The sequence below is a fragment of the Fibrella arboris genome, assembly GCF_041321095.1.
Lineage (GTDB): Bacteria > Bacteroidota > Bacteroidia > Cytophagales > Spirosomataceae > Fibrella > Fibrella arboris.
Map to the genome: position 1 here is coordinate 85,650 of NZ_JBGGWE010000012.1, position 23,791 is coordinate 109,440.

20 protein-coding genes are annotated in these 23,791 nt (G+C 52.3%); 3 read left to right on the forward strand and 17 right to left on the reverse strand.

Going from position 1 to position 23,791, the window contains the following annotated elements:
• Positions 1 to 316 precede the first annotated feature (316 nt).
• The 14 genes from ACAW75_RS19845 to ACAW75_RS19910 form a co-directional block, all read right to left on the reverse strand.
• Entirely contained in the window at positions 317 to 688 is a 372-nt protein-coding gene (locus ACAW75_RS19845) for a helix-turn-helix domain-containing protein (protein ID WP_370730488.1), read from the reverse strand.
• 202 nt (positions 689 to 890) lie between these two features.
• Positions 891 to 1,631, reverse strand: a complete 741-nt coding sequence (locus tag ACAW75_RS19850) for a DUF1223 domain-containing protein (protein ID WP_370730489.1) — start codon at positions 1,629 to 1,631, stop codon at positions 891 to 893.
• Between the two features lie 136 nt (positions 1,632 to 1,767).
• On the reverse strand, positions 1,768 to 2,574 hold the full coding sequence (locus ACAW75_RS19855) for a molybdopterin-dependent oxidoreductase (protein WP_370730490.1): 807 nt from the start codon (positions 2,572 to 2,574) through the stop codon (positions 1,768 to 1,770).
• Positions 2,575 to 2,578: 4 nt separating this feature from the next.
• Positions 2,579 to 3,241 carry a cytochrome b/b6 domain-containing protein gene (locus ACAW75_RS19860; RefSeq protein WP_370730491.1) on the reverse strand — a complete coding sequence of 221 codons (663 nt, stop codon included), beginning with the start codon at positions 3,239 to 3,241 and terminating at the stop codon, positions 2,579 to 2,581.
• A gap of 185 nt (positions 3,242 to 3,426) precedes the next feature.
• A complete protein-coding gene (locus tag ACAW75_RS19865) occupies positions 3,427 to 3,861 on the reverse strand; it encodes a Spy/CpxP family protein refolding chaperone (protein WP_370730492.1) in 435 nt (144 codons plus the stop codon).
• A gap of 22 nt (positions 3,862 to 3,883) precedes the next feature.
• Complete coding sequence (locus ACAW75_RS19870; RefSeq protein ID WP_370730493.1) at positions 3,884 to 4,369, reverse strand: hypothetical protein; 486 nt, start codon at positions 4,367 to 4,369, stop codon at positions 3,884 to 3,886.
• A 30-nt stretch (positions 4,370 to 4,399) separates the two neighbouring features.
• On the reverse strand, positions 4,400 to 4,960 hold the full coding sequence (locus ACAW75_RS19875; protein WP_207328498.1) for an RNA polymerase sigma factor: 561 nt from the start codon (positions 4,958 to 4,960) through the stop codon (positions 4,400 to 4,402).
• Positions 4,961 to 5,079: 119 nt separating this feature from the next.
• Positions 5,080 to 6,033 (reverse strand): transketolase family protein, encoded by a 954-nt coding sequence (locus tag ACAW75_RS19880; RefSeq protein ID WP_370730494.1) that lies wholly within the window; start codon positions 6,031 to 6,033, stop codon positions 5,080 to 5,082.
• Positions 6,034 to 6,040: 7 nt separating this feature from the next.
• On the reverse strand, positions 6,041 to 6,625 hold the full coding sequence (locus ACAW75_RS19885) for a DUF4276 family protein (protein WP_370730495.1): 585 nt from the start codon (positions 6,623 to 6,625) through the stop codon (positions 6,041 to 6,043).
• The gene (locus ACAW75_RS19890; RefSeq protein ID WP_370730496.1) at positions 6,619 to 7,623 is read right to left on the reverse strand and encodes an AAA family ATPase; all 1,005 of its coding nucleotides are present in this window, start codon (positions 7,621 to 7,623) and stop codon (positions 6,619 to 6,621) included. Before ACAW75_RS19890 ends, ACAW75_RS19885 begins: the two co-directional genes overlap by 7 nt.
• A 112-nt stretch (positions 7,624 to 7,735) precedes the next feature.
• Positions 7,736 to 8,593, reverse strand: coding sequence for a transketolase (locus ACAW75_RS19895; protein ID WP_370730497.1), 858 nt, complete (start codon positions 8,591 to 8,593; stop codon positions 7,736 to 7,738).
• Positions 8,594 to 8,705: 112 nt separating this feature from the next.
• The gene (bcp, locus tag ACAW75_RS19900; protein WP_370730498.1) at positions 8,706 to 9,155 is read right to left on the reverse strand and encodes a thioredoxin-dependent thiol peroxidase; all 450 of its coding nucleotides are present in this window, start codon (positions 9,153 to 9,155) and stop codon (positions 8,706 to 8,708) included.
• 30 nt (positions 9,156 to 9,185) lie between these two features.
• On the reverse strand, positions 9,186 to 11,060 hold the full coding sequence (locus ACAW75_RS19905) for a M23 family metallopeptidase (RefSeq protein WP_370730601.1): 1,875 nt from the start codon (positions 11,058 to 11,060) through the stop codon (positions 9,186 to 9,188).
• Between the two features lie 209 nt (positions 11,061 to 11,269).
• Entirely contained in the window at positions 11,270 to 11,881 is a 612-nt protein-coding gene (locus ACAW75_RS19910) for a fumarylacetoacetate hydrolase family protein (RefSeq protein ID WP_370730499.1), read from the reverse strand.
• Between the two features lie 152 nt (positions 11,882 to 12,033).
• On the opposite strand from ACAW75_RS19910, the gene ACAW75_RS19915 reads away from it, so the two are divergent.
• Entirely contained in the window at positions 12,034 to 12,855 is an 822-nt protein-coding gene (locus ACAW75_RS19915) for a M48 family metallopeptidase (protein ID WP_370730500.1), read from the forward strand.
• Positions 12,856 to 13,009: 154 nt separating this feature from the next.
• A complete protein-coding gene (locus ACAW75_RS19920; protein WP_370730501.1) occupies positions 13,010 to 13,180 on the forward strand; it encodes a hypothetical protein in 171 nt (56 codons plus the stop codon).
• A gap of 64 nt (positions 13,181 to 13,244) precedes the next feature.
• On the opposite strand, the gene ACAW75_RS19925 is transcribed toward ACAW75_RS19920, so the two are convergent.
• Together ACAW75_RS19925 and ACAW75_RS19930 are read right to left on the reverse strand one after the other, a co-directional pair.
• Positions 13,245 to 18,047 (reverse strand): GEVED domain-containing protein, encoded by a 4,803-nt coding sequence (locus ACAW75_RS19925; protein ID WP_370730502.1) that lies wholly within the window; start codon positions 18,045 to 18,047, stop codon positions 13,245 to 13,247.
• Positions 18,048 to 18,379: 332 nt separating this feature from the next.
• Entirely contained in the window at positions 18,380 to 19,072 is a 693-nt protein-coding gene (locus ACAW75_RS19930; RefSeq protein WP_370730503.1) for an arylesterase, read from the reverse strand.
• Between the two features lie 528 nt (positions 19,073 to 19,600).
• Here ACAW75_RS19930 and ACAW75_RS19935 point away from each other — a divergent pair.
• The gene (locus tag ACAW75_RS19935; RefSeq protein ID WP_370730504.1) at positions 19,601 to 22,141 is read left to right on the forward strand and encodes a CotH kinase family protein; all 2,541 of its coding nucleotides are present in this window, start codon (positions 19,601 to 19,603) and stop codon (positions 22,139 to 22,141) included.
• 33 nt (positions 22,142 to 22,174) lie between these two features.
• On the opposite strand, the gene ACAW75_RS19940 is transcribed toward ACAW75_RS19935, so the two are convergent.
• A complete protein-coding gene (locus ACAW75_RS19940; RefSeq protein ID WP_370730505.1) occupies positions 22,175 to 23,773 on the reverse strand; it encodes a Na+/H+ antiporter in 1,599 nt (532 codons plus the stop codon).
• Between the last annotated feature and the right edge of the window lie 18 nt (positions 23,774 to 23,791).

The following is a 23,791-nucleotide window of genomic DNA, read 5'->3' on the forward strand; positions in this document are numbered from 1 at the left end:
CTGCGATGAATGGCCGCCCCGTCCGCAGCGGCGGCCCGGCCAAATCACCAACAAGTTTCGTCTACGGTAGCGACTACATAATCGATCCAGGAATCAGACGATGTCTTGGCTAGTGAAGGGCCGATCCTGGCCACCCAGGTAGAGCCGTCCGTTGGGCGCAATGGCAGCTATCAAGCTCCGAAGTGGGTACGTCCCGCTTGCTCCACTACAAGTGGGGTTTGACCTTTAGGTGCCCAGGTATGAGCCAGTAAGGGCAATAAGTAACAGGCAGACTCATCAATATAGACAATAACACGGCCTTCAGCCTTGGCTTTTTTTAAGCGCAGGCAAGTGCTCCTGCCGCCACTCTTGGACAGCGGCCGGGTTCTGCTGACGCGCCTTTTGTTGCGGTAACTGACGGCCGCGGCGGCGGACCGTTCCAGCCGATTCGTTTGAGTAAACGGCCTACTTGGGAGGGGTCATAACTAACGCCAAACAGCTTTGTAATGACAGCGTTAACGCGTGGGCGAGTCCAGACCTCCCCCTCAAAGCCGTGGGCTACCGCTCCTTTGGTTAACTCGATGACTAACTGAGCCAGTTGCTGCTCATCGAGTCGACAGGCTGGTCCAGCGGCCTTTTTCCAGATCAGGGTATCAGCGCCGTCTTGGCGATAATTTTTGAGGGTTTGGCTCACCCAGCCTTCGGTCATTCCTAAGGCTGGGGCAATTTTGACTTGGGGCCAGTTCTGCTCTTAAAGAGCGGCACACCGCCGTCGTAGAAGTTCGTAGTCAGCAGGTGAGTAAGATGCCATATCTTAAAAGAAAATATCTTTACGAACCTACTCACACTTCAATAAGACACTCGTTGCTGACGTTTGCCGAGGGAATAGGCATAAGGGCACACGAACGTACCTACCGGCCTAGTAGGGTTCGTTCCGCACCCAGTACGGCCAGCGTTTTTTCGTTTTGCAGGTACGTTATCACGGCTCCATTCGTCGGGTCGAAATTGGCTGGAACAGGTAAACGTACCTGGCTAGCCTCAGTAGCACGAACAGTGGTGAACGCCCGAACTACGTTATGCTGGGTTAAGGTTTTGCCCGCGTTTTCGCCCCGATGAACAGCCGTACTGACCGAATTACTGACCAGCGCTACGTTCAGGACTGCGCCAGCCAACGTACCTGACAGTTTTGTATCGACCAGTACAGACTGCCCGGTATACCTGGCCTTGACGTTTACCCTAACGGGAGCGGGCACGTTGAGGGCATCGGCCAATAAACTAGTTAGCCTGGCCCGGTTCGAACCAACGAACGCCTGTTTCCCATTCAATACGGCTTGCGGTGTGTATACGGTTTGCAGGCCAAGCTGCCGGGCGTATTGCCGTTGGCGGGCTGTGTATGTTGCCTCGCTGAACGGGTCGCGCCAGCCAAGCCGATCCCAGTAATCGACATGGAACGACAAGGCATACACTGGCTGATGGGTGGTGGCTGCTTTCGTGGCCGTTTCCAGCAAAAGCCGGTCGGCGGGTGGGCAACTCGAACAACCCTGCGAGGTGAACAGCTCAATGACCGCCACAGGAGGGTTCGTTGTGGGTACGTTCGTTGCCGACAGCGCGAAAGTGGCGAGTACGCTTACTATCACCAGGTTGATTTTCATATTAATCGTCGTTTTGGCAGTTGATGCGTCGGTTTCACTAATTGGTTGCTTCGCGCTACGTGCCCTGAGCCTGTCGGGGATTGCGCCGGCGAACCGGCCTACAGCGCGAAGCCGTGCCTCAAAGCAACCAACGTACCTATAACCCTACATGATAATCATAGCCCCGTTCGGCCCAGAAGTCGCGGGGACGGTCGTCGGCAAAGGTCATGGTGCCGATGCGTTTGAGGTTCTTTACGCCGTATTTCACCGGAATAATGAGGCGGAGTGGCGCACCGTGCAGATCGGCCAGCGGTTCACCGTTCATTTCATAGGCCAGCAGTGCCTGCGGGTGCATGGCACTGGCCATGTCCAGACCGACGTAATAGCCTTTGTCGGGTGTCTCCATGCCGAGATACTTGAAATAATCGGCTTCATCTGTAGCCGGTTGGCCGTTGCGGGTGCCTAGTTTATAGTGCGTGATGAGATCGGTGAGGCGGGCGCCGCCCCAATGTTGCACCTGACTCCAGCCTTCCACGCATTTGAAATCGAAGACCAGTTCAAATTTGGGTAAGGCCTTAACGTCGTCGAGGCTGAGCGTCAGGTGATCGCGGCCGGGCTGCTGAATGTGCAACTGCCAGGCGGCCGGGTCCAGCTTACTGCGTAGCCCCTCGCGCCCGTTGATCCGAACGTTTTTGGCGGCTTCGTCCAGTGGAAACGTAGGGGCCAGGTGCTGGTTCGAGAAATACGTGTTGGCTACCTGCTCGTTGCTGGTCAATATAGCCCGCAACGGCGCTGGAATGCCGCCTTCTTTGGGCTGCGAGGTCACATAGTTCCAGAAGCCCACAGGCACTAGACCTGCCAGCCCGAACCAGGCAAATGATTTCAGGGTACGGCGGCGAATTTGCTGATCGGTGGTCAACGCCTCGCGTTCGGGCATGTTTGGTTCTTGGTCGTTCGTTTCCATCGGTTTATACTTTTTCGTCTACCACATCAAAGCCCGTGACCATGCTCCGGAAATTGTTCCAGCCCGCCTTTGCTACCTGCGCAATGTGAACGACAAAGAACAGAACGTACCCAATCGTCAAGGCGAAATGTAGCAGACGGGCCATTTCGTAGCCCCCCAGTAAGGTGGTCAGCCATGCCAGTTGGGTAGGCTTATAAATGGCTAATCCGGTCAGGAGCGAACCAATACCCATCACGATAATGCTGCTGTAGGCAATACGTTGGGCGGCGTTGTATTTCTCAACGGGTAACGGCCCTTTCCGGATACCCAGATCATGTAGCACTACCTGCCAGGCCTCTTTGAAGGAACCACGTTTAGGGAACAGATACCGCCACTCACCCGAAACAAGTGTATAGCCAACGTAGAGAAGACCATTGATCGTGAACAGCCACATCAGCGCGAAGTGCCACGCCATGCCTTCGGCCAGCCGTTGTTTCAGGTGCAGGCCTTTAAAAAACCATTCCGGAAAAAATATAAGTAGCGTGAAACCGCCCAGCTGAATCGTATACGGATGATAGGCCCAGTAGATGAGCAGACCACTCCAGATCATCAGGGCCAGCACCGGGAAGTTGACCCAGTGAAACCAGCGAATAGCCAGCGGATGCTTGTTTTCAACAATACGTTTCATAGCGGTTTAGTCTGTTTTGAAAAGGGGTGATACTGTCCTGGTACAACATTCGTCTTGCTGACTGACGTGGTTTGCCCGAATTCGCCCAGACAAGGTACTATTTTCCTGCATCAGTAGCGCACTAACCGAAACGACCCCGATTTCAGCAGAGAAATCGGGGTCGTTTCGGTAAACGTGTACAAGTGCTAGTCCTGATTGCTGTTTAGCTTTTCCAGTAGCTGGCGTGTGAAGCTACGCTCAGCTTTATATAATTCCTGTAGCTGTGTCGGACTGATCACTTTCAAAAACTTGGGCATATACTCATCGTCCAGATCCCCGAGTTTTTGCTTGGCATTGTTCACCTCTTTCAGGTTAGATAACACGGCCGCATCATTGGCTGCAATACCCTGCCGGGAATTTTCGCCGGTGAGTTGACGAACCTTACGGTTTAGCTCCTTCTTTTTACCGTTATACTCGTTATAGATTGCCCAAAACTGGGGCGCCTGCTCCGTGGTGAGGTTAAGTCGGTTAGTGATATAAGCGATCTTCTGCGACTCAATCTTCTGCATGTCACTCTGTGCCAGTGCGCGGCCCACAGACAGGGTCGTTAGTAACAACAGGGCGAATAATAAGTGTTTCATAGGTGTGTTCTATAAAAAGTAGTTAAGAGCCGGTGTTCGTAAGTTCATCGCTGATATCCTGTGCATCCAGGTACTGTCGGATCGCGTCAGATTTCAGTTCGAGATACTGAAGCGAGGGTGAGTTGGGATCGTCTATGTTCGCGTTATCCTGAAGCGTGGCTACTTCGTCTGGAGTCAATCCCTGTTCATCCAGATAGGCGACAATGGCGGCATCGCTCACACCGCTCAACTGATCGCGGCCGATCGAATCCTGCCGTTGCGGCCAGGTAAGCCAAACGAGGGTAGCCACCAGCCCGGCCCCGGCCAGCGAAGCCACGGTGCGCCCCCACGACCAGCTGATAATTGGGCCAGCAGGTTGTGTCTGATGCGCAACACGAGCCTGCACCCGCGAAGCCAGCGTGTCGAAATAGCCGTCGGGAACCCCAGCACCTACTGCTTCAAACGGATGCTGGCGCAGCGGATGCCCTGCGTCGATCTCCTCAAGCCGTATTGGTTGTTTACTGTTCATACTACTTTGATGCTCAGCCCGCGCCGGGGTTTAACGGTTGGTTAAAAAATCCTCAATCTTCTTCACTGCCAGATGGTACGACGCCTTCAACGCGCCTACCGACGTACCTGTAATTTCCGAAATCTCTTCGTACTTCATATCGTCGAAGTATTTCATGTTGAACACAAGGCGCTGTTTGTCAGGTAGTTTAAGCAGGGCCTTTTGTAGAGCCAGTTGAACCTCCTCGCCGCTAGGGTCATTGCCCGACGTAACATAATCAGCGTTGCTCTCCAGTTTCTCCATCAGCTCGCCTTCCACATCGCCGATGGGCAGAAAGAATCGTCGTCGCTTTTTATTCAGGAAGTTAAGGCATTCGTTGGTGGCGATGCGGTAGATCCAGGTATATAACTGACTGTCGCCCCGAAACTGTTCCAGACTCGCCCATACCTTCACAAACGTATCCTGCACCAGGTCGTCGGCGTCGTCATGGTCGATCACCATCTTCCGAATGTGCCAATAGATCTTCTGCTGGTATTTTTTTACCATCAGATTAAAGGCATAGTTCCGGCTCGACGGGTCGCGGTATTTTTCGAGTAGTTCCTGGTCAGTCATTTAACGAGGCTTCAAGTTTCTGGTTTCAAGTTTCTGGTTTCAAGTTTCAAGTGGCGCTGCAAATTCACCAAAGGTTGATTAGCAGCGCCACTTGAAACTTGAAACCAGAAACTTGAAACTTATTTTCTTGCGATTGCCCGTTTAACAGCGTCTGCGATGCTGGCGGCTTTGAGGCCATATTTTTCCAATAGCTGATCGGGGGTACCGCTTTCGCCAAAGGTATCTTTTGTGCCGACAAACTCCTGAGGACGGGGCAAATTCTGAGCCAGTACATGGGCGATACTTTCGCCCAGACCGCCCAGAATGTTGTGCTCTTCCACCGACACGGCGCAGCCTGTCTTCTTCACCGAATTCAGAATCGCTTCCTGATCTAACGGTTTAATCGTATGAATGTTGATCAGATCGATCTCGATGCCTTCTGCCGACAGCATTTCACCGGCCAGCACGGCTTCCCACACCAGGTTACCCGTAACGAACACCGAGCAGGCATCGCCTTCGTTCATGTGCCACGCTTTGCCAATCTCGAATTTCTGATCGGCTGGGGTGAACACAGGCAGTACCGGACGGCCAAAACGCAGGTAAACCGGGCCAACGTGTTCGGCAATGGCGATGGTGGCGGCTTTGGTCTGGTTGTAATCGCAGGTGTTGATGACCGTCATGTTGGGCAGCATCTTCATCATGCCCAGATCTTCCAGAATCTGGTGCGTAGCACCATCTTCACCCAAGGTCAGGCCTGAGTGCGAGGCACATATCTTCACATTCTTCTGCGAATACGCCACCGACTGCCGAATCTGGTCATACACGCGACCCGTAGCGAAGTTGGCAAACGTAGTGGCAAACGGAATATGCCCGCCAATGGTCAGGCCCGCCGATACGCCGATCATGTTGGCCTCAGCGATACCGCACTGGATAAACCGATCCGGAAAATCCTTAATGAAGGCGTCGAGCTTGAGGGAGCCGGCCAGATCGGCGGTGAGGGCTACCACATTCGGGTTGGTCTTGCCCAGTTCGTAAATCCCCGCGCCGAAGCCAGACCGGGTGTCTTTCTTATCCGTGTAGTCGAATTTTTTCATGTTATCATCAATTCGCCGAAGCGATCGTTTGTAATTTATCTAAAAAATACCGCGCCGACGGACAGTTCGGGTGCGCCGCCGCACGGTTAATGGAGAAGCCGTTGTTAATCATTGCCGTAGCAAAGCCTTTCTTGTCTTTAATACCTTGCCCGGTATATATCAGGCGTTGCTCTTTCAGAAAAGCTGATGGCTTCACTATGGCTTCGGGTTTATCATGGTAAAATGGTGTATTAAAGAGAGTTGATAACGTATCTGAATCCGCTACAAACCACGCCTCCAGTTCTTGCACAGCCAAACATGTAGATAGGTTTTCAGCCTTATAAACTTTGGCTTTGATCCGTGATACTGCTTCGTCTGTTTCAGCTTCATCTAAGTCTCCCAATACTATAATCCAATTGGCGCCGCGGTTACGAAGCGTCTGCACTTGGCTTTGCATTCGTTTACTGCTTTGCGTCAAATTTCCCTTACCGTCCATGTCAATGACATCACCAACGATTTCAATATCATGTTGGAGAAGAAAATTCGAAAAAGCAGGTGATCGCAAAACAATCCGTTCACAACCTCCTTCGACAAGAAAGCCCACTTTTACCATGGTAGTCCACCGCCTAACGTACCTGTTAACCAAGCTTCATCCGTTGGAATGTCATAAATATCCATTCCTTTAATCTGCCGAGTTATCGTTGTGCCATTTCGTTTGTCAACAAGTACGATCTCATCTGTAGTCAAGCAACGCACTAGCGCTTCCGAATGTGTATTAAGCCAGATGTAATGCCCTTTTTCCTGGCATACGGTTCGAAAAAACGCTGCCAGCGACATCATCACCTGTGGATGAAGACCATTTTCAGGTTCTTCGATACAAAGGAATTGAGGCTCGTCGCTTTGGTAAACAGCAGCTAGTAAAGTAAGGATGTTGTATGTTCCGTCTGAGATAAGCCGTTTTGTAAAAGGCTTACTAGAAAATCGCTCATACCAAAGCAATGTGTCGCTTCCATCAAACGAGTTTTCAACAACCTCAACTGACTTAAATTCAGCTACGAAGAGGGCCAACCATTCGAAAATTTCCTCCCTCAAAAGTTTACTCGACAAAATCCGTCTTAGAACAGGCTCAAGATTGGAAGCTGAAGTATTAAGAGCAGATCCATCCTGAAAATCAATACGAGGCTTTTTCTCGTAAATAGCGATTCTGCTAAAGTTGTGTAGAAACTGATTTGGAATCACGTCAAAAGTAACTTCTCCGAATATCAGCCGTTTGGGTTCTTCACCTGTACGTTCCTCAACTTTTGATGGCTCGCTAGGACGCAGATTATACGCCTGCTCTAATTGCCATGGATGTTCGTCATACTCATAGCCTACGCGAAAATCCGAACCGGCATTATCGTCTTTTCGAGCTAGTAATTCAGCTCCGCCAAATAACCTGAAAGCCTCAGATGCGTTGAATTTGGATACACGATTCCCAAACTCCAGCGCCTCGAAAATATTCGATTTGCCGGAGCCGTTGGGGCCGACAAAGACCGTGAACGGGTTGGGCTCAATGAGCTCGATCCGTTCAATGGACTTGAAATTTTCGATAACGAGGCGTTTGATCTGCATAGCAAAACAGTTTACCGTTTACTGTCTTCCGTCTTCTGTTGCGCTGCCAAGTCACGATACGTACCTAAGCGAAGCAACAAAAGACGGAAGACAGTAAACTGCAAACTCCTTTTTAATAGTCTTCCATGCCCGAGTAAACAGGCAGTTGGCCGAGGGCGTTGGCCATTTGTTCGGGGTTGAGAGCTGTGCCGTGCCATTTGTAGTTACCCGCCATGAAATCGACGCCGTAGCCCATCAGCGTGTGCATTAGAATCAGCGTAGGAACTTCCGGGTCGTGCTTGGCTTCTTTCAGGGTCTTGATGATATCGCCCATGTCGTTGCCCTGCATCTCGGTTACGTTCCAGCCGAAGGCCTTGTATTTGGCAGCCAGGTCGCGGTTGTCGTTGACGCCCATCGTGGTGCCGTCAATTTGCGCCAGGTTGTAGTCGATGATGGCGGTGAGGTTGCCGAGCTTTTTGTTCGGCGCAAACTGAGCTGCTTCCCAGATCTGACCTTCCTGCTGTTCGCCGTCGCCCATGAGCACATAGACGTGTTTGTCGTCTTTGTTCAGGCGTTTGGCAAAAGCAGCACCAGCGGCTACAGACAAACCTTGTCCCAGTGAACCCGACGCGATACGAACGCCTGGCAGGTGCTCGGCCGTGGTGGGGTGACCCTGCAACCGGCTATCCAGTTTGCGGAACGTAGCCAGTTCCGACACGGGGAAATAGCCCGTCCGGGCCAGTACCGAATAGAATACCGGCGAGATGTGGCCGTTCGACAAAAAGAACAGGTCTTCGTCTTTACCGTCCATCTCGAAAACCGGCTTGCCATCGGCGTCCAGCTTCTTGCGAAGCACGTCGAAATAAAGGGCGACGAACAGGTCGGTGCAGCCCAGTGAACCACCGGGGTGGCCTGAATTAACGGCCGATACCATTCGCAGAATATCGCGACGGACCTGCGAAGCAATGTGCTCAAGTTGTTGTATTTCCATAGTCTCAAAAAAGAAGTTTACTGTTTACCGTTTACTGTCTTCTGTTGCGCTGCTGAACCCAAATCAGGTACTTTAGCGGAGCAACAGAAGACAGTAAACGGTAAACAGTAAACTATTTCAAAATTTGTGTTGCGTGATTTTTCGTATCTATTTTCTCGATGATGTCGGTGATCAGACCGTTTTCGTCGATGATGAAGGTTTTGCGAACGGTACCCATGTAGGTTCGGCCGTACATTGATTTCTCCTGCCAGACGCCGTAGGCCTCCACAACAGATTGGTCGGTGTCAGCTACCAATGAAAACGGAAGGGCATACTTGGTAATAAACTTCTGATGCGCCTTTTCAGGGTCGATACTAACGCCCAGCACCTCATAACCGGCTTTTTTCAGCTCGGCATAGTTGTCGCGCAGGCTACAGGCCTGCGCGGTGCAGCCGGGCGTATCGTCTTTCGGGTAAAAGTACAGCACCACCTTACGACCCCGATAGTCGGATAGCGTCAGTGGGTTACCGTGCTGGTCTTTGGTGGTGAAATCGGGCGCCAGGTCGCCAACGGATAGGGGCATAATCAGGAATTTAGTGCAAACATATTCAGCTTAGCGTTTCCGTCCGCGTTTTTTTGCGGGGGCTTTCTTTACCGGCTTCGGTTTTGGGGCGGGTGCTGCCGCAATCGTCGTTACTACTTCGCCCACATTACCCGACCGGTCGCGTACCTGAATAATCACCTCGGAGTCTGGTTCAAACAGCGTTTCAGGGTCCAGCTTGTCCGACCAGATCAAGGCCCGTTTATAGTCGTATTGCATCAGTGTCCACTCGCCATTAACGAAGACCCGGAACTGATCGATGCCCGACAGGTCGTCGCTGATGCGGGCGCTGATTCCCTTGCCCGTTGCGCTCACCACGCGAATGGCGGGGGGAGTCAGGTCGGTTAACAGGCCAAACTTGCCCAGCTCACGGGTACGAAACTCAATACGGTTGTTGGTCCATTTACCCCCAACATAGCGCTGACGACCGCCCGAAAGCATATACATCTTTGTGCGCATGGTGTCGATACTGACCGGAGACGTTGGCATGAAACGAACATCGATATAGTCATTCAGCGGAATCGTGTTCTGGTTGATCTCCAAGATGTTGCCAGCCGAGGTTCGGGTCGACAAGTACAGCGTATCGAAGAGTGATTCGGCGTTGAAGCGGAGGTTGAGATTGCCGGCGTCGATGACCTGGGTACGTCCCGGAAGAACAGCCTGCCGAAAATTTAACGGTAGGCGGCCCCGGCCAATCTGTACCGAATCGGGTAGCGTTTTGTTGAGATCGATCAGGTAAACGGCCTTACTGTCGCGGGTGTAGGCCACAGGCAGTTCAGTCATTTTTTTGCCCGTAAACAGCAACGCGTTGGGTGGCACGCCGGGCAGGCCCCGCACCGATAATTTGAGTATGTTGTCGTCGGGCGTCAGGGTCACGCTGGGTACGTTACTCATTGGGGGCTGCCGTGCGCTGTCGATGGCAACGGTTTGAATGGTCTGAGCAAGGATAGGGGCCGCCAGTGGTTCGGGCTGAACAATAAATCGGAGAATGGCCGAGTGCTCGTAGTTGTCGAACAGCGTAATGGTCACTTCGTGTGGTTTTCCGTCGAGTAGCGGGAGTTTGCCCCGGTACGCATTCGAGTGATACAGCGAAAGCTTATTCCCATCAGCAATGTACCCGCGGTGGTATCGCTGCCCGCTTAGCTGCTCGGCCTCGTAGTTCATGTGTACGTTGATGAACCGCGTCTGCTCATTTGGAAACGTGTTCATGTTATAAGCGAACACCTCGTTTCCGTCTAGCCGGATCTCTACGCAGTTGAGGCCATTGCGGTAGGGCGAGCCATTGGCTTTGTCATAGGCCAGTAACTCCAGCCCCAATAGTCCCGACGCGGAAATTGGTTGTGTAATGGTATAGGTACCATCGGCGCGACGGACGGGCGTGAAGGTTTGCCGCTGAAACTCACCGTTCAGGCGGGAGTTGGGCGTCATAGTCCTGATGGCGATGCGCTCGAAATAGGGCGGCACGTCGTCAGACAGTTCAGGAAAACCGTAGAGCAGCGGATTCAGCAGGTTGTCGTTTGGGTCACGCACCTCGAAATGCAGGTGTGGTCCCCCCGAGCCACCCGTATTTCCCGATAGGGCAATAATCTCCCCTTTCTTCACCGGAAACGCATTGGGTTGCGGCCGCAGATCGATCTCGAACGTCTTTTTGGCGTACTGGTTGTCGCGCAGGTACGTACCCAGTGTGTCGTTGAGCGTTTTCAGGTGGCCATACACGGTGGTGAGCCCGTTCGGATGTTTCAGAAAAATAACGTTCCCGTAGCCGCCCGTGAATACCGCGATGCGCGATACGTACCCATCGGCGGCGGCATGTACGGGCAAGCCTTCAACGCCGCCCGTCCGAATGTCCAGACCAGCGTGGAAATGGTTGCCGCGCAGGTCGCCCATCCCGCCCGAGAGTGACCCCGCCTGACCGGGATTGATTGGAAACAGCAGGTAGCCGGGTTGCACCAGCAAAGGCAATGGTTTGCGTGCCTGCCCAACCAGCAGCGTGGGCAGAAGGGCCAGGAGGAGAAAGCGGAGGAATTTCAAATCGTCAAACAGTAATAATAGTCACAGGCAAGAACGGTTTTTGCCCCGGCAAGCGTCTGAAAAATCTACTTCACTCCGAAATTGAACATCTCACGCCCTTCCAACGTACCTACCAGCCGGTCGCCGATCTGCACGGGGCCAACGCCCTTGGGTGTGCCGGTGAAAATGATGTCGCCTTTCTGAAGCAGGAAATAACGCGATACATACGCGATCAGAAAATCGATTCTGAACAGCATCAGGCTTGTGTTGCTTTCCTGCCGGGTTTCGCCGTTGATGGCCAGTCCGAAATTCAGATTTTGCAGGTCGCCGAATTCCGTTTTAGGAATAAATTCCGACACCGGTGCCGAGCCATTGAATGCCTTGGCCAGCTCCCAGGGTAAGCCTTTGGCCTTCAGTTTGTTTTGCACATCGCGGGCGGTGAAGTCGATTCCCAGCCCAATTTCGTCGTAGTATTTGTGCGCAAACCGCTCGTCAATGTTTTTCCCCACCCGGTTGATCTTCACCAGCACCTCTACCTCGTGGTGCACATCGCTCGAAAAATCGGGGTAGAAGAAAGGCGCGTTGCGGTACAAAATAGCGGTTTCAGGCTTCAGAAAAATAACCGGATCGCCGGTCTGTTCATTGTTCAACTCCTGAATATGCTCTACGTAATTGCGGCCAACGGCAATGATTTTCATAGATTACTAACGCCCTTTTAGCAGGCTGTTAAACGAATATACCAGCTGCAAATCTAACGGGTAAAAGGCCGGTAAGCTACTTTTGGCAACAAACCACCTGTCTGTAGAGTAGTATCCGCAGAACACTACTAACAAATCACTTATAGACTACCATGAAACGAATACTGATTGGGGCGCTGCTTCTCGCCGTTGCGGTGGCCTGTTCCAAGGTTCCCTTAACCAATCGCACCCAGATTTTGCTGGTGCCTAATGACCAGATGCTGCAACTCAGTTCAACGGAGTACAAACAGTTTCTGGATACAAGCCGGGTCATAAACAGCACTGCCGACGCCGCTATGGTTGACCGGGTGGGTAATCGCCTGCGGCAGGCGGTAGAGACCTATATGAACCAGAATGGGTATGCCGCCCGTATCCAGGGGTTCAACTGGGAATACCATCTGGTGCAGGATAAGCAGGTGAATGCCTGGTGTATGCCCGGTGGTAAGATTGTGGTCTACTCGGGTATTCTGCCCTACACGCAGAACGAAGCAGGACTGGCTACGGTATTAGGCCACGAAATTTCGCACGCTATTGCGCAGCACGGCAACGAACGCATGAGCGAAGGTCTGGTGGCCAACGGGCTGTTGCAGGTTGGTCAGGTTGCAGCGGGCATTGCCACGTCGAACAAAACGCCACAGACGCAGGCCCTTTTCCAGCAGGCAATCGGTACGGGTGGCCCGTTGATGTACCAGTATTTTGGTGCGCTCCCCCACAGCCGCAAACAGGAATCGGAAGCCGATCATCTCGGCCTGATCTTCATGACCATGGCGGGCTATGACCCCAACGAGGCCATCACCTTCTGGACCCGGATGGCGCAGAACAGCCAGGGTAAAGCGCCCGCTGAATTCTTCTCGGACCACCCATCTGATTCGCGCCGGATTGCTGATCTAAAAGCTGAAATACCCGAAGCGCAGAAATACGCTCGTGGTAAGTAAGAGCGTTTAACGAATTTTTCCGATGGGTTGCTTTTGCTCCAGGTCCCGGGCGCGAAGCAACGCATTCGCGAAGTTTCTGTCTTGTATTACCATAGAAAAAAGGCTGTCGGCTTGTTCAGGTAACGTACCTGATGGGCTGACAGCCTTTTTTTCTATGGCTGTCAATCAACTAGCGCTAGGGCTCGTTCTGCACCATCGGCCCGATGACTTTCCAGACGTTTTCGGCGACGATACGGTGGCCTTCCACGTTGGGGTGAATGCCATCGGCCTGATTGAGTTTAGGGTCGCCGCCTACGTTTTCGAGCAGGAAGGGACATCTGGATGAACGGATGAATTGTTTTCTTTTTGTTAAAGTAAGATGAAAATAGTGTTGTCGACCAATACGCTGCCTAACGCATCCGTATATAAATGGTTGCTTCGTCGTCTTCACCCCGACCAAATCCGTTGTTGTGAGGTGAATCTGTGTCAGGTTGGCTGGCCCCTAGAATAGCCGCCTGGATCATCTGATTGCCATTACCGATGGCCCAGACCGGCACGCTCAAGACTACCTGTTGGCCTATCAATACTTTATCAACAGTTGTTGTAATAACCTGTCCGTTGATTGATAAGCCAGTTGAGTCAGCTACTATCCATCCACTGGGTAATGTGACCTGCACTACAACGTTGGTTGCTGCTAGGCCACCCCGATTAGCTATAATCGCCGATAAAGTCAGCGGCGTATTCATGCTCGGAGCTAACGTACTGGTTGCCAATTGCAAACTTAGGTCGGCTTCTGTGAGTAATGGTAATGGTTGGTTGCTGCTAACGGTGGGTAGCGTACGCGGTCTGGGGTTAGGCGACCGATAAGTATATTCCCCGGCATCCCTTGTGCGGAAGTCAATGACCGCCATGTCATCATCGCCATCAGACGTACCAGTGTTGGGCGAACTATCAGGATCAGAGGCTGTGCATTCGGTCAGTTGAGCAGCCAGCTCATACGTGCCAGATACAGCTGGATATGCCTTGAACGAGTAAGTCTGGATGCTGTTGGGAGCTAGGTTGCTGACGTTAATGTAGACCGTATTCTGTCCAGATTCATAGGTTGGGGAATTGTACAGAACAGACGGATAGTCTACACTGCCAACGTAGGTCAGGTTGGGAGGCAGTAAGCAGGTGACTTTTGCCGATGAAACGGCTTGCGGTCCTTCGTTCTGGATACGAACCTTGAATGTTAGCGCCTCGCCTACTTTAGCAGTACGCTGACTGGCACTTAGGGCGATTGAAAGGTCGGCAAGCGACAGGGTCGTGATCTGATTAGGGCTGGGAAAGCGTGGTTCGCCAGACGATCCGTCGGCGCAACGGGCCGTTACTAGCACCTGATAGGTTGTAGCAGGTGTTAAACCCGTTAGAGAAACTGGTAAGTTGTCAGGAGTAGTTAGGGAATTAGTCCAGGTTGGTGATCCGGCCACGCGCCAGTCAATAGTGTAACCTACCTCTGGGTAGTTCAACTGATAAACGGTAAATGATGTAGCCGTAATCTGGTCGAGGAATGCACTAGCCCATGGGCAAGAAGTCTGAAACGTTTGAGTTTGTGACCATCCAACCGGTTGTCCCATACATATGCTGGCAATTTGCCAATCGTAGCTTTTGTTGTTGGTTAATCCTCGGATGGTGTAATAATTCTTATACCAGCCTGTTGTATCGGTGAGCAATGGGCTTTCCTGCCAGACGGAAGTTCCCCGTGCCCGCCAACGAATCTTGTACGTCTGCGCCGGGTTGGCAACGTCCCAGGAAAGTCGGCAAGCGGTGGCTGATACGCCAATATTACTCGATAGGGGAGGCGACGGACATTGACGATTCGATACCTCGATGAGGTAATCCTCCGTTTCGCCCCAACTGTTTACAGCGGCGCACGGGTCTGTAGGCGAACCTAAAAAGGCGGTTCGTACCCGAAGCGTATAAGTGCCTTCGGGTACGTTTGGCAGGGTAATTGACCCTCTGATAACCCCAGAATAATCGCCATACGATGAGATGAAGAGCCGCTCGGAGAGTTCGAAACTGCCATTTTTATCGCTGTCGAGCCAGATACCTGCTCCCGACGACCCAATGGTACCACGATCTAGCTCAAACGTGTAGGTACCTCCTGGCTTGAACCCGCCATTTAAGCCTGTAAATGACTGGTAGGCCGTTGACCCACTGCAACCAGACTCGTAACTCAAACCGTAATCACCAATAGCGAAGCTGCTTATAATGCCAACGTTACCGGAACACCCATTCCGAACAGGGGGGACGCAGTAAAATAATTCCGTGGAAGTAGTAAACGAAACTGGGGGCGTATACGCTGATGTTTCAACGGTGCAGGTTGTTGCTACGCGCCATTCATAGGCTGTGTTCCCCTGCAATCCGGTCAGGCTATAGGCACTCGTAGAGGTCGGCAGGCTGACGGTAGACCAGTTCGCATCTGCGCGTCTCCATTGCAGCGTGACGGGATTTCCAGCAATGGGTGTCCAAAGCAACTTTACTGTATTGGCGTAGATTGCCGATGTGTTTAGGTTGGTTGGCGGCGGGCATTTGGTTGTTAATGAATTAGTTGAGCCGAATGGTGAGTTACTGCTGGTGCCGCATATGTTCTGGATCTGACACTCGTAGGTACGTCCTTCCAGCAAACCAATCATCAGGTAATTCGTGCCAGGGAGTCCATTTAGTAATGTCCAGTCGGTAGCGCCGACTACCCGATAACGGAGGTTGGTGGCTACTACGGCTCCGTTTCCATATTCCCACGAAAGGAGTGCGGTGGTTGGTGTGGTTTCAGTCGCCAGAAGTTGCCCTGGTAGCGGGCAGGAGTTTTCGACAGTTAATACATAGTCTTCTGTTTCGCCAAAATACAAAGCGGCACAGGCATCGGCAGGTAATTCGTTGGGCGTGGCCCGAATACGTACTGCATATAAACCAGCAGTTGTCGAGGCTGGAACCACCAGCGTGCCAGCAATAGGGTTAGTGCTACTTGCAAGGGTCAGGATGCGCTCGGTAGCGTCAAACGTTCCATTCTGATTTATATCGAGCCAGACGGCTACGTTCATCTGGGTACTAGAGAACTGGGTAACTGTAAAGCCGTAGGGCTGGCCGGCTATGAGCGTAGTGGTGGCGGTCGTAAAGGACTGGTAGCCACTGCTACATCCTGATTGAGACGAAAGTACTGTTTGACCAATGCGTAGACCCTGAAGGCCATAAGCGTTAGCACAGCCGTTGGTGCTAACAGGCCGACAATAAGTTGGCAAGATTCGGTTGGTTGTTGTAAAGGAGGAGGGGGCAGAATAGGCCGAGAATCCCTCAAGCGGACAGAACGTGGCAACCCGCCACTCGTAGGCAGTCAGGGGAGAAAGGGCCGTCAGGTTGTAGGTCGTTGTGTATTGGTTGGGTACGTCGGTCCAGTTGGATGTAGTAGCGGCCCGCCATTGTAGGTTATACCGTTCGCCGTTGGACGACCAGTTGAGTTGGGCTGAGTTAGCGAATAAGAGCGACGTACGCAGGTCCGAAGCTGGCAGGCACGGCATCTGAAACAGGGCTGCTGCCGAAGGGGGGGACTGATTAGCTGGCCCGCAAACACGTTGTACCTGCCACTCGTAGGTTTGCCCTGCCGCCAGGCCTGTAAGGGCGTAGGTTTGTCCTGACAAGTCATTGATGGAGTTCCAGTTGCTGGTATGATCAGGTTTATAATTCAGAATGTAAGTGCCATTCGGCTCGCCACTCCAGTTAAGCCGGAATGCCGAATTGCCCTGTTGGGTAGCAACCAGACCAGTAGGAGTGGGGCAGGTGGTTGATGTACCGACGGTGAGCGCGTAATCTTCGGTTTCGCCGCCATAATATGTACCACAGCTAGTGGCGGTAGGTTGAAGCGTAACCACTATCCGCATCTTGACCTGACCAGTGGGCAGACTAGAAGGAAGGCTGATTGTAAAATCAACTGGTCCAACGCCCGCTGCCGTCGTTCGGGCCAGCAGCTCGGTAGTTTCAAACGCGCCGTTTTGGTTTATATCGACCCAAACAGCGGCATATATCGGGTATGAACCATTGGCGAGTGTAATTGAGACGGGCATCACCTGCCTGGGCCATATGGTTGCCGTGGGGGTTGCGGTGTAAGTATAACCTGTATCACCGCAACCTGTCCCTACACTTAACACCACTTTGTTGACCGATACGCCAGTAATGTGATTTGTCTGTCCGCAAATGCCTGAGTGGTACGGGACACATCCTGGTGCTTTGATTGTAACGACGGCGCTGGTCTTATCTGTAATAGAGTTAGAGGGACGTACCCGGTAGTAATAAGTAGTATTGGGAACAAACGTATTGTCTATGATGTACAAATCATCCTCAGGGCCGGTGGCGCCAATTGGAATAAAGCCACTATTGGGATTTGTGGAGCGTTCTATGAAATAGCCCATATCCCGATTGGTATAATATGCTTTCCAAGAGAACTGTATGTAGCTCCCGTCAGGAGCAGGAATAGCTGTAAGGTCGAAAGGGACACTGGCGCCTGTAGACGGGGCATTGAGCGAGTATGCTGTGTGTGTCTGCCGTAGTGATAGGCCCGCCATTATGACACCGTACTGACCCTCTGTAAAAGCATGAGTACAGGCAGCGTAATAAGACATTATATTGTTGACAAGGGGGGCGTAGCGAAACCCCTGCGCGTCGGTAATGACACCACTATACTGGAGGCAACCATCAATATCAACTGTAGTACTGGCTCCAGGTAAACCATACGGGTCGGCGGGAGTATCGCAAAGGAGGTCACCCGTAATAGCGCAGTTCGCACCGTTCCCCCGCGTCACCAATTCAGGACTATTGCCCACGTTGCCCTGGTAGGTATGAGCTAAACCAAATGCATGACCGAGTTCGTGGGGAAGAATCCTGTTGCCAAGCCACTTTTTGTCACTCAGATTTTGAATGAAAATACGGGTAGATGAGCTTGCGTTAGTAGGAGGGTAGGCATAACCTGTAATGCTGGCCTGGTCAAATGCATTGACAATATACAGATTCAGCGCGTTGGGGAGGTCGCGTACTTGCCCCAGTGAATCTTCTTTGCTGCGGTCGAAACGAGTATACAGGGCATCGTTGTCGATATAGTCGGGCCTGATAGCCGCGAAGTAAAACTGAATGCCTGATCCACTCAGCAAAAATGCTTTGTTGGCCGACGCGAGAAGTCGGTTCAAATCGCCTAGAGAAACGCCGCCGGTATGTGCCGTACTGCGGAAAATATGGGGTTGAATAGGAACGTACGTAATGCCATTGGTAGCGGCGCGTGCCTGCTTGTTGTTTTTGGCTGCCCAATTTGCGAACTCGCGTAATTGGTGAAGCGTTTGGACCGGTATATCTGCCGTACCACAATTCGTTGTTGAAGATGATAGAACCTGGGCAGCAAGATACTGACCTGAGAGGAGGTACACCGCTGTCAACAGCATACACAGACAACGCAGTAATGGCATGGATATTTATACTTATTTCCGCAAAGTTTACTTAGCGAAAATACAACAGTTTGAATAGTTTACTTACTATTCACCATCGGCCCGATGACTTTCCACACGTTTTCGGCGACGATACGGTGGCCTTCCACGTTGGGGTGAATGCCATCGGCCTGATTGAGCTTAGGGTCACCGCCTACGTTTTCGAGCAGAAACGGAATCAAAACAGCCTTGTTTTTAGTCGCCAGCTCCTTGAAGATCTCCCGGAATTCGGTAGTGTAGGCTTTACCCAGGTTCGGTGGAATCTGCATGCCGGCAATGACGACCTGCGCCGACGGGTTCTTCAGCCGGACAGTATCGATGATGGCCTGTAGGTTCTCGCGGGATGATGTCAGCGGAATCCCCCGAAGGCCATCATTGCCGCCTAGCTCGAGCACGAAAATATCGGCTGGCTGACGGAGCACCCATCCCACGCGGCTCCGACCACCAGCGGTAGTCTCACCGCTCAGCCCGGCATTCATCACGCGGTAGGGGAGACCCAGTGAATCAATGCGTGCCCCAATCCGGTTTGGAAACGCGTCGGCGGTGTTTTCCAGGCCGTAACCGGCGGCGAGGCTGTTCCCGAAGAAAACGATCACCTTCTTTCTGGTCGTCGCCGTTGCCGAAGCGATCGTGTCCGTACTGGCAGTTTCAGTTTTCGAGGTATCTGGTTTTGAGTTGCAACTCAGACAAACAATGAGCCCCAGTAAGGGGGCGAAGCGAGCAATCAATGTCATGGAAGGAGGACTTGTAGTCTTTGCTTTATCAAACGTACCAATTGGCATGATATTTAGTGCCACAAGGCAAGTAATTGATAGTTTGCCAAATCCGATTTCGTTAAACAAAAAGCTACTTTACAGCGGGTGGCTTATGCATCAGTCGCTTATGAAAATAACTTATTTTTACTTAGACAATATGGTAAATCGGAAACAAATAGAGCCATCGACAGGAAGATTTTCAGCTCCAGGTATGTGGCTATTTATGGGTTAATGCTTTGGCTTTTAGCTTATTTAATGAGTATATACTGATTTAAAATTGAACTTTACTTCTTTATGTATAGCCTAATGGGCAACATGTATTGTTTTACTGGTGTCTAAATTGGTCTTATTTTTGACAAATTCTTTGTTTGTCAACTCAGGCGTAGTCGGTTGAAATACTCATAGTGTTTTGACGGTAAACCAGGTAACTCAGTCGATGCACATGCGGTGACCATGTTGGGTTTGACATGCTTTTGAAAAAGGCTAAGCACCCCACATACCCACCAGATGAAGAAGTTTATTACGGCGTTCTTTCTATTGTATTGCCAGAGTTTAGTAGCCCAGACTATAGCAGTCAACACCAGTCGGTATCAGATCGACCGGGCCAATCGGATCATTGTCTGTAATCAGCTACCGGCATCAGGAACCGTCATGACAGGTATTCAGCTAGACAGCCTGTATACACTAGCGGAACCGACCGATGCCCTGCGGCTCAACCAGACATACTCAGTCAGTACGGCTACGACTGTGTATCAACTCTTTTTCACGAAGTCCCCGCTGATCAGCATCGATACCCGGATGCGGGCTATTAGCCGCGATTCGGTGATAGCCGGTTCAGTTCAACTCACTGATACCCTGAATCGGTTAGGAAAGTCGGCTATTGGTATCAATGTGCGGGGTGCCTTCTCGTCAACCTTCCCGAAGCGTTCCTATAAAGTCAATTTCTTCATTGATTCAACGCTGACGACCAAAAAAGACACCAGCCTGCTGGGCATGCGTACCGATAGCGAGTGGTTACTGCTGGCCATGTACAATGAAGCGCTTCGGGTCCAGAATGCCACGGCACATGCGCTCTGGCTGTCCATGCATAAACTCTATTACCAGGCAGAGGAACCCACCGCTAAGTCCGGTATCTCGACCCGATATGCCGATTTATTCCTGAACGGCGTGTATCAAGGCATTTATCTGCTCACTGAAAGTATGGACCGGAAGCAGTTGCAGCTCAAGAAAACGCGCGCGAATGGGCAGGTACGTGGCGAACTCTACAAAGCCGTTGATTACACGGCAGGTACGGTATACGTGGCAGTGCCTACTGATACCGAAACACGCGAAACCTGGGGTGGCTTTGAATTGAAATATCCGAACGATACTACCTTCTGGACGAACCTCAAGGAGTTGCTCACGTTTGTATCGACCAATACCAGTCAATCCTTTACGAGCCGGGTTGCCCAGCGCATGAAGATCGATAACCTGGTCGATTACCTATTGTTCATTAACGTAGCCAGAGCTACGGATAACATGGGTAAAAACACATATACCGCCCGTTACAAAGAAGGGGACCCGTATTTTTTCATTCCCTGGGATCTGGATGGTACATGGGGTTACCTGTGGTCTGGAGCCCGTTTACCACAGGAAGATGTACTGCTCATTAATGGCTTTTTCGGGCAATTGTTAGATGATGGAACCGGAGACTTTAAGAAGAAAGTAAAGAAACGATACTTCAGCTTGAGACCGACTCTCTTTTCGGCCAGTGCGCTGAAAGGAGCGCTCTCCCGTAACGTAACGATGCTCGACAAAGACGGTGCCTATCGCCGGGAAGCAACCCGATGGCCACTAGCTGATATTAACGACGAACTAACTTACTCCCTTGACTTTGTTGACCGGCGGCTGGCTTACCTGGATGCGCTGTTTAGCAGTTACCCGGATGAATGCGCCAACCCACCAGTTCCAACAGTTACTACGTCTGCCACCCAAGTGGCAGCGGGCGAGTCGCTTACCCTGGTAGCCTCAGGATGCCCCTACACGGTGCTTTGGAACACCGGTGAAATCGGAAACCGGTTAGTAGTGCATCCCCAGCGGTCATTTGCGTATGCGGCTTCCTGTTATCAGACTGGGGCCACCTGCGGCAGTGCTTTCTCGACCCCATTGTCGGTCAGTGTTACCGAGGGAATACCAGCCACTACCTACGCTAATCTAACAGTAAGAGCAACCTCCGATCGCCGGACAGGGGCCATAGGTCAGCCGATAAGTGTGACGTTGACGATTGGTAATCAAGGGCCTGATGTCGCCTATGCCGTTCGGATACAAAACCGGCTGCCAACTGGATTGCAATACGTTGATAGCCCGGAAGCCAGCCTTACCTGCGTGGCCGGGATTGTTAATGGAACGCTCGATAGTTTGCGTGCCGGCGATGAGTGGGCCGCTGTATATCGTGTAAAAGCAAGTCAGTCAGGAGCGTTTAGTAACGCCGCCCAGATTCTGGATGGAGCCACGTTCGATCCAGACAGCCGGCCGGGGAGTGGCACGGGCGATGGGGAAAACGACATGGCCCAGGTTGACCTGCGAATCGGCGATGCTACAGCCGTGTATGCGGCATCGGCTAATCCGAATCAATGGCCATTGCCTGCGGTGCTGAGTAGCGAACCTCCGGTATCGCTCACCGTCGCTGACCTGAGTTTACAGGTTGTTGCCAGTCAGCGTGCCGTCAGGCCAAACATGCCCATAAGCCTGACCGTCATTGTCAGTAATCAGGGGTCGCTGACCGCTACCGGGGTGACGCTGGCAGGTACGTTGCCGCCAAGTGCTACGTTCGTGAGTGGAGAGAACCTGCAGCTGACGGCTGGTAAACTGACCTCGACAACACCACTGACGGTACTGCCCGGTCAGGCAATCCGGTTAAGCTGCACGCTGCAAGTGGCTGAATCGGAGTACGTGAACAGCCGTTGGCAGATCCTGTCCTCCGACCAGCCAGACCCCGATTCAACACCAGGCAATGGAACCGATACTGGCGAAGATGATGAGGCGACGGAAAGCTGGCGGGTGCGATAGCCAGTGGCCGATGCACCCGGCGACGAATCAGCACTACCGCATGGGGTGGTCAATTTTTTCTTCTTCCAGATCCAGTTGCGCTTCGGCTTTCATCAAAATCTCCTTGTCAATCTCTGCCTGTCTGGCCAGTCGCATCAGCTCATTACGTTTGGCCAGGTGCATCCGGTCCCGTGCTTCGCGGTACATAGCCAATAACTGCTGATCTTCTTCAGAATCAGATAGTTGAGTGGCAAATATGATGCCTTCGAGTCGTTGTTTCAGGTCGGTCAACAGCGGATTGTTGGCAATGTCGTTTGGGTAATGCTGGGTTAACTCGCGCAGGGCCGCTGCCTGAAGCTGTCGTTTGATGGTTGCTTCCTGCTCGTTCTCCGGAATCCGTTCGAGTAACTCTTTGGGACGTACCCAGCGGGCCAGCACAGGCAGTGTCAGGCCCTGAACCACCAGCGTAACCAGAATGACAATGAAGGTGATGAACAACAACAACGGCCGGTGCGGAAACGGCGTGCCGTTCGCCAGGAGCAACGGGACAGACAGCGCCGCCGCCAGGGATACCACCCCCCGCATACCGGCCCAACCCAGTACCACCGGCCCGCGCCAGCCCACGTTCCGCACGGTTACCGTGATGAACCGCCCGGCAAAATCGGTGAAGACCGACGCTGCCAGCGAAAAGACCAGCCGCACCACGATCACCAGCGCCGACATGAGCAATCCGTACCCGATGGATTGGGCCAGTGAGAAGGAGTCGCTTTTCAGCTCGTCGAGAATGACAGGCAATTCAAGGCCGATCACCATGAAGACAACGCCATTGATGATAAAAATAACGGTAGCCCACATCGACGTGTTCTGAAGCCGTTCGGAATGATTAAAAAGCCGGTGGCTTCGGGTAGACAGGAATAGCCCGCCGCTCACCACAGCGATTACACCTGACCCGTGGAACTGCTCGGCGGCCAGGTACATGGTGTAGGGCGCCAGCAGCGTGAGCAATACACTGATGCGCAACTGAAGGGGAAGCCAGCGGTGCATACAGTAGAAAACAAGTGCTACGCCCAGCCCGACGCCCGCCCCAATCAGGGTGACGAGGACAAACGAAACGGCCACTTGCTGCCAAACGAACGTGCCTGTTTCAATGCTGTTGAGTGCAAACTGAAGCACGATCAAACTGGCGGCATCATTGATCAGGCTCTCGCCTTCCAGAATATTGATACTGCTTTTGGGTACGTCTACGCCACGCAACACCGACGTAGCGGCCACGGCATCGGGCGGCGAAATGATGCCCCCCAACAGAAAGCCCAGCGCCAGGGTGAAGCCCGGAATGAACCAGTAGGCCGTGTAGGCAACGGCAGTGGCGGTCAGAATAACCAGTCCGAACGCCAGCACCAGCACAATGCGCCGCCAGCGCCAAAGCTCGCGCCACGACGTGAACCAGGCTGCTTCGTAAAGGAGTGGCGGAAGAAAAACCAGAAAAATCAGGTCGGGTTCAAGGTCAATGCGGGGCACACCCGGAATGAGGCTGACAAGTAGGCCGCCCACGACCAGAAAGATGGGCGTGGGAATCTGGAGCCGATGGGCCAGCGTAGCCAGCAACGCCATCGTTAGCAGAAAGCCCAGGGCCAGTAAAACGTATTCATGCATCGTGTAAAGGAGGGATAG

Bases quoted from the DNA above. Each gene is read 5' to 3' on its own strand.
- ACAW75_RS19915 (WP_370730500.1), top strand. From the start codon at position 12,034: ATGAAACGAATACTGATTGGGGCGCTGCTTCTCGCCGTTGCGGTGGCC.
- ACAW75_RS19860 (WP_370730491.1), bottom strand. From the start codon at position 3,241: ATGAAACGTATTGTTGAAAACAAGCATCCGCTGGCTATTCGCTGGTTT.
- ACAW75_RS19905 (WP_370730601.1), bottom strand. From the start codon at position 11,060: ATGGGCGACCTGCGCGGCAACCATTTCCACGCTGGTCTGGACATTCGG.
- ACAW75_RS19910 (WP_370730499.1), bottom strand. From the start codon at position 11,881: ATGAAAATCATTGCCGTTGGCCGCAATTACGTAGAGCATATTCAGGAG.
- ACAW75_RS19890 (WP_370730496.1), bottom strand. From the start codon at position 7,623: ATGCAGATCAAACGCCTCGTTATCGAAAATTTCAAGTCCATTGAACGG.
- ACAW75_RS19895 (WP_370730497.1), bottom strand. From the start codon at position 8,593: ATGGAAATACAACAACTTGAGCACATTGCTTCGCAGGTCCGTCGCGAT.
- ACAW75_RS19870 (WP_370730493.1), bottom strand. From the start codon at position 4,369: ATGAACAGTAAACAACCAATACGGCTTGAGGAGATCGACGCAGGGCAT.
- ACAW75_RS19875 (WP_207328498.1), bottom strand. From the start codon at position 4,960: ATGACTGACCAGGAACTACTCGAAAAATACCGCGACCCGTCGAGCCGG.
- ACAW75_RS19920 (WP_370730501.1), top strand. From the start codon at position 13,010: ATGGCTGTCAATCAACTAGCGCTAGGGCTCGTTCTGCACCATCGGCCC.
- ACAW75_RS19885 (WP_370730495.1), bottom strand. From the start codon at position 6,625: ATGGTAAAAGTGGGCTTTCTTGTCGAAGGAGGTTGTGAACGGATTGTT.
- bcp (WP_370730498.1), bottom strand. From the start codon at position 9,155: ATGCCCCTATCCGTTGGCGACCTGGCGCCCGATTTCACCACCAAAGAC.
- ACAW75_RS19855 (WP_370730490.1), bottom strand. From the start codon at position 2,574: ATGGAAACGAACGACCAAGAACCAAACATGCCCGAACGCGAGGCGTTG.
- ACAW75_RS19930 (WP_370730503.1), bottom strand. From the start codon at position 19,072: ATGACATTGATTGCTCGCTTCGCCCCCTTACTGGGGCTCATTGTTTGT.
- ACAW75_RS19880 (WP_370730494.1), bottom strand. From the start codon at position 6,033: ATGAAAAAATTCGACTACACGGATAAGAAAGACACCCGGTCTGGCTTC.
- ACAW75_RS19850 (WP_370730489.1), bottom strand. From the start codon at position 1,631: ATGAAAATCAACCTGGTGATAGTAAGCGTACTCGCCACTTTCGCGCTG.
- ACAW75_RS19845 (WP_370730488.1), bottom strand. From the start codon at position 688: ATGACCGAAGGCTGGGTGAGCCAAACCCTCAAAAATTATCGCCAAGAC.
- ACAW75_RS19865 (WP_370730492.1), bottom strand. From the start codon at position 3,861: ATGAAACACTTATTATTCGCCCTGTTGTTACTAACGACCCTGTCTGTG.
- ACAW75_RS19940 (WP_370730505.1), bottom strand. From the start codon at position 23,773: ATGCATGAATACGTTTTACTGGCCCTGGGCTTTCTGCTAACGATGGCG.
- ACAW75_RS19935 (WP_370730504.1), top strand. From the start codon at position 19,601: ATGAAGAAGTTTATTACGGCGTTCTTTCTATTGTATTGCCAGAGTTTA.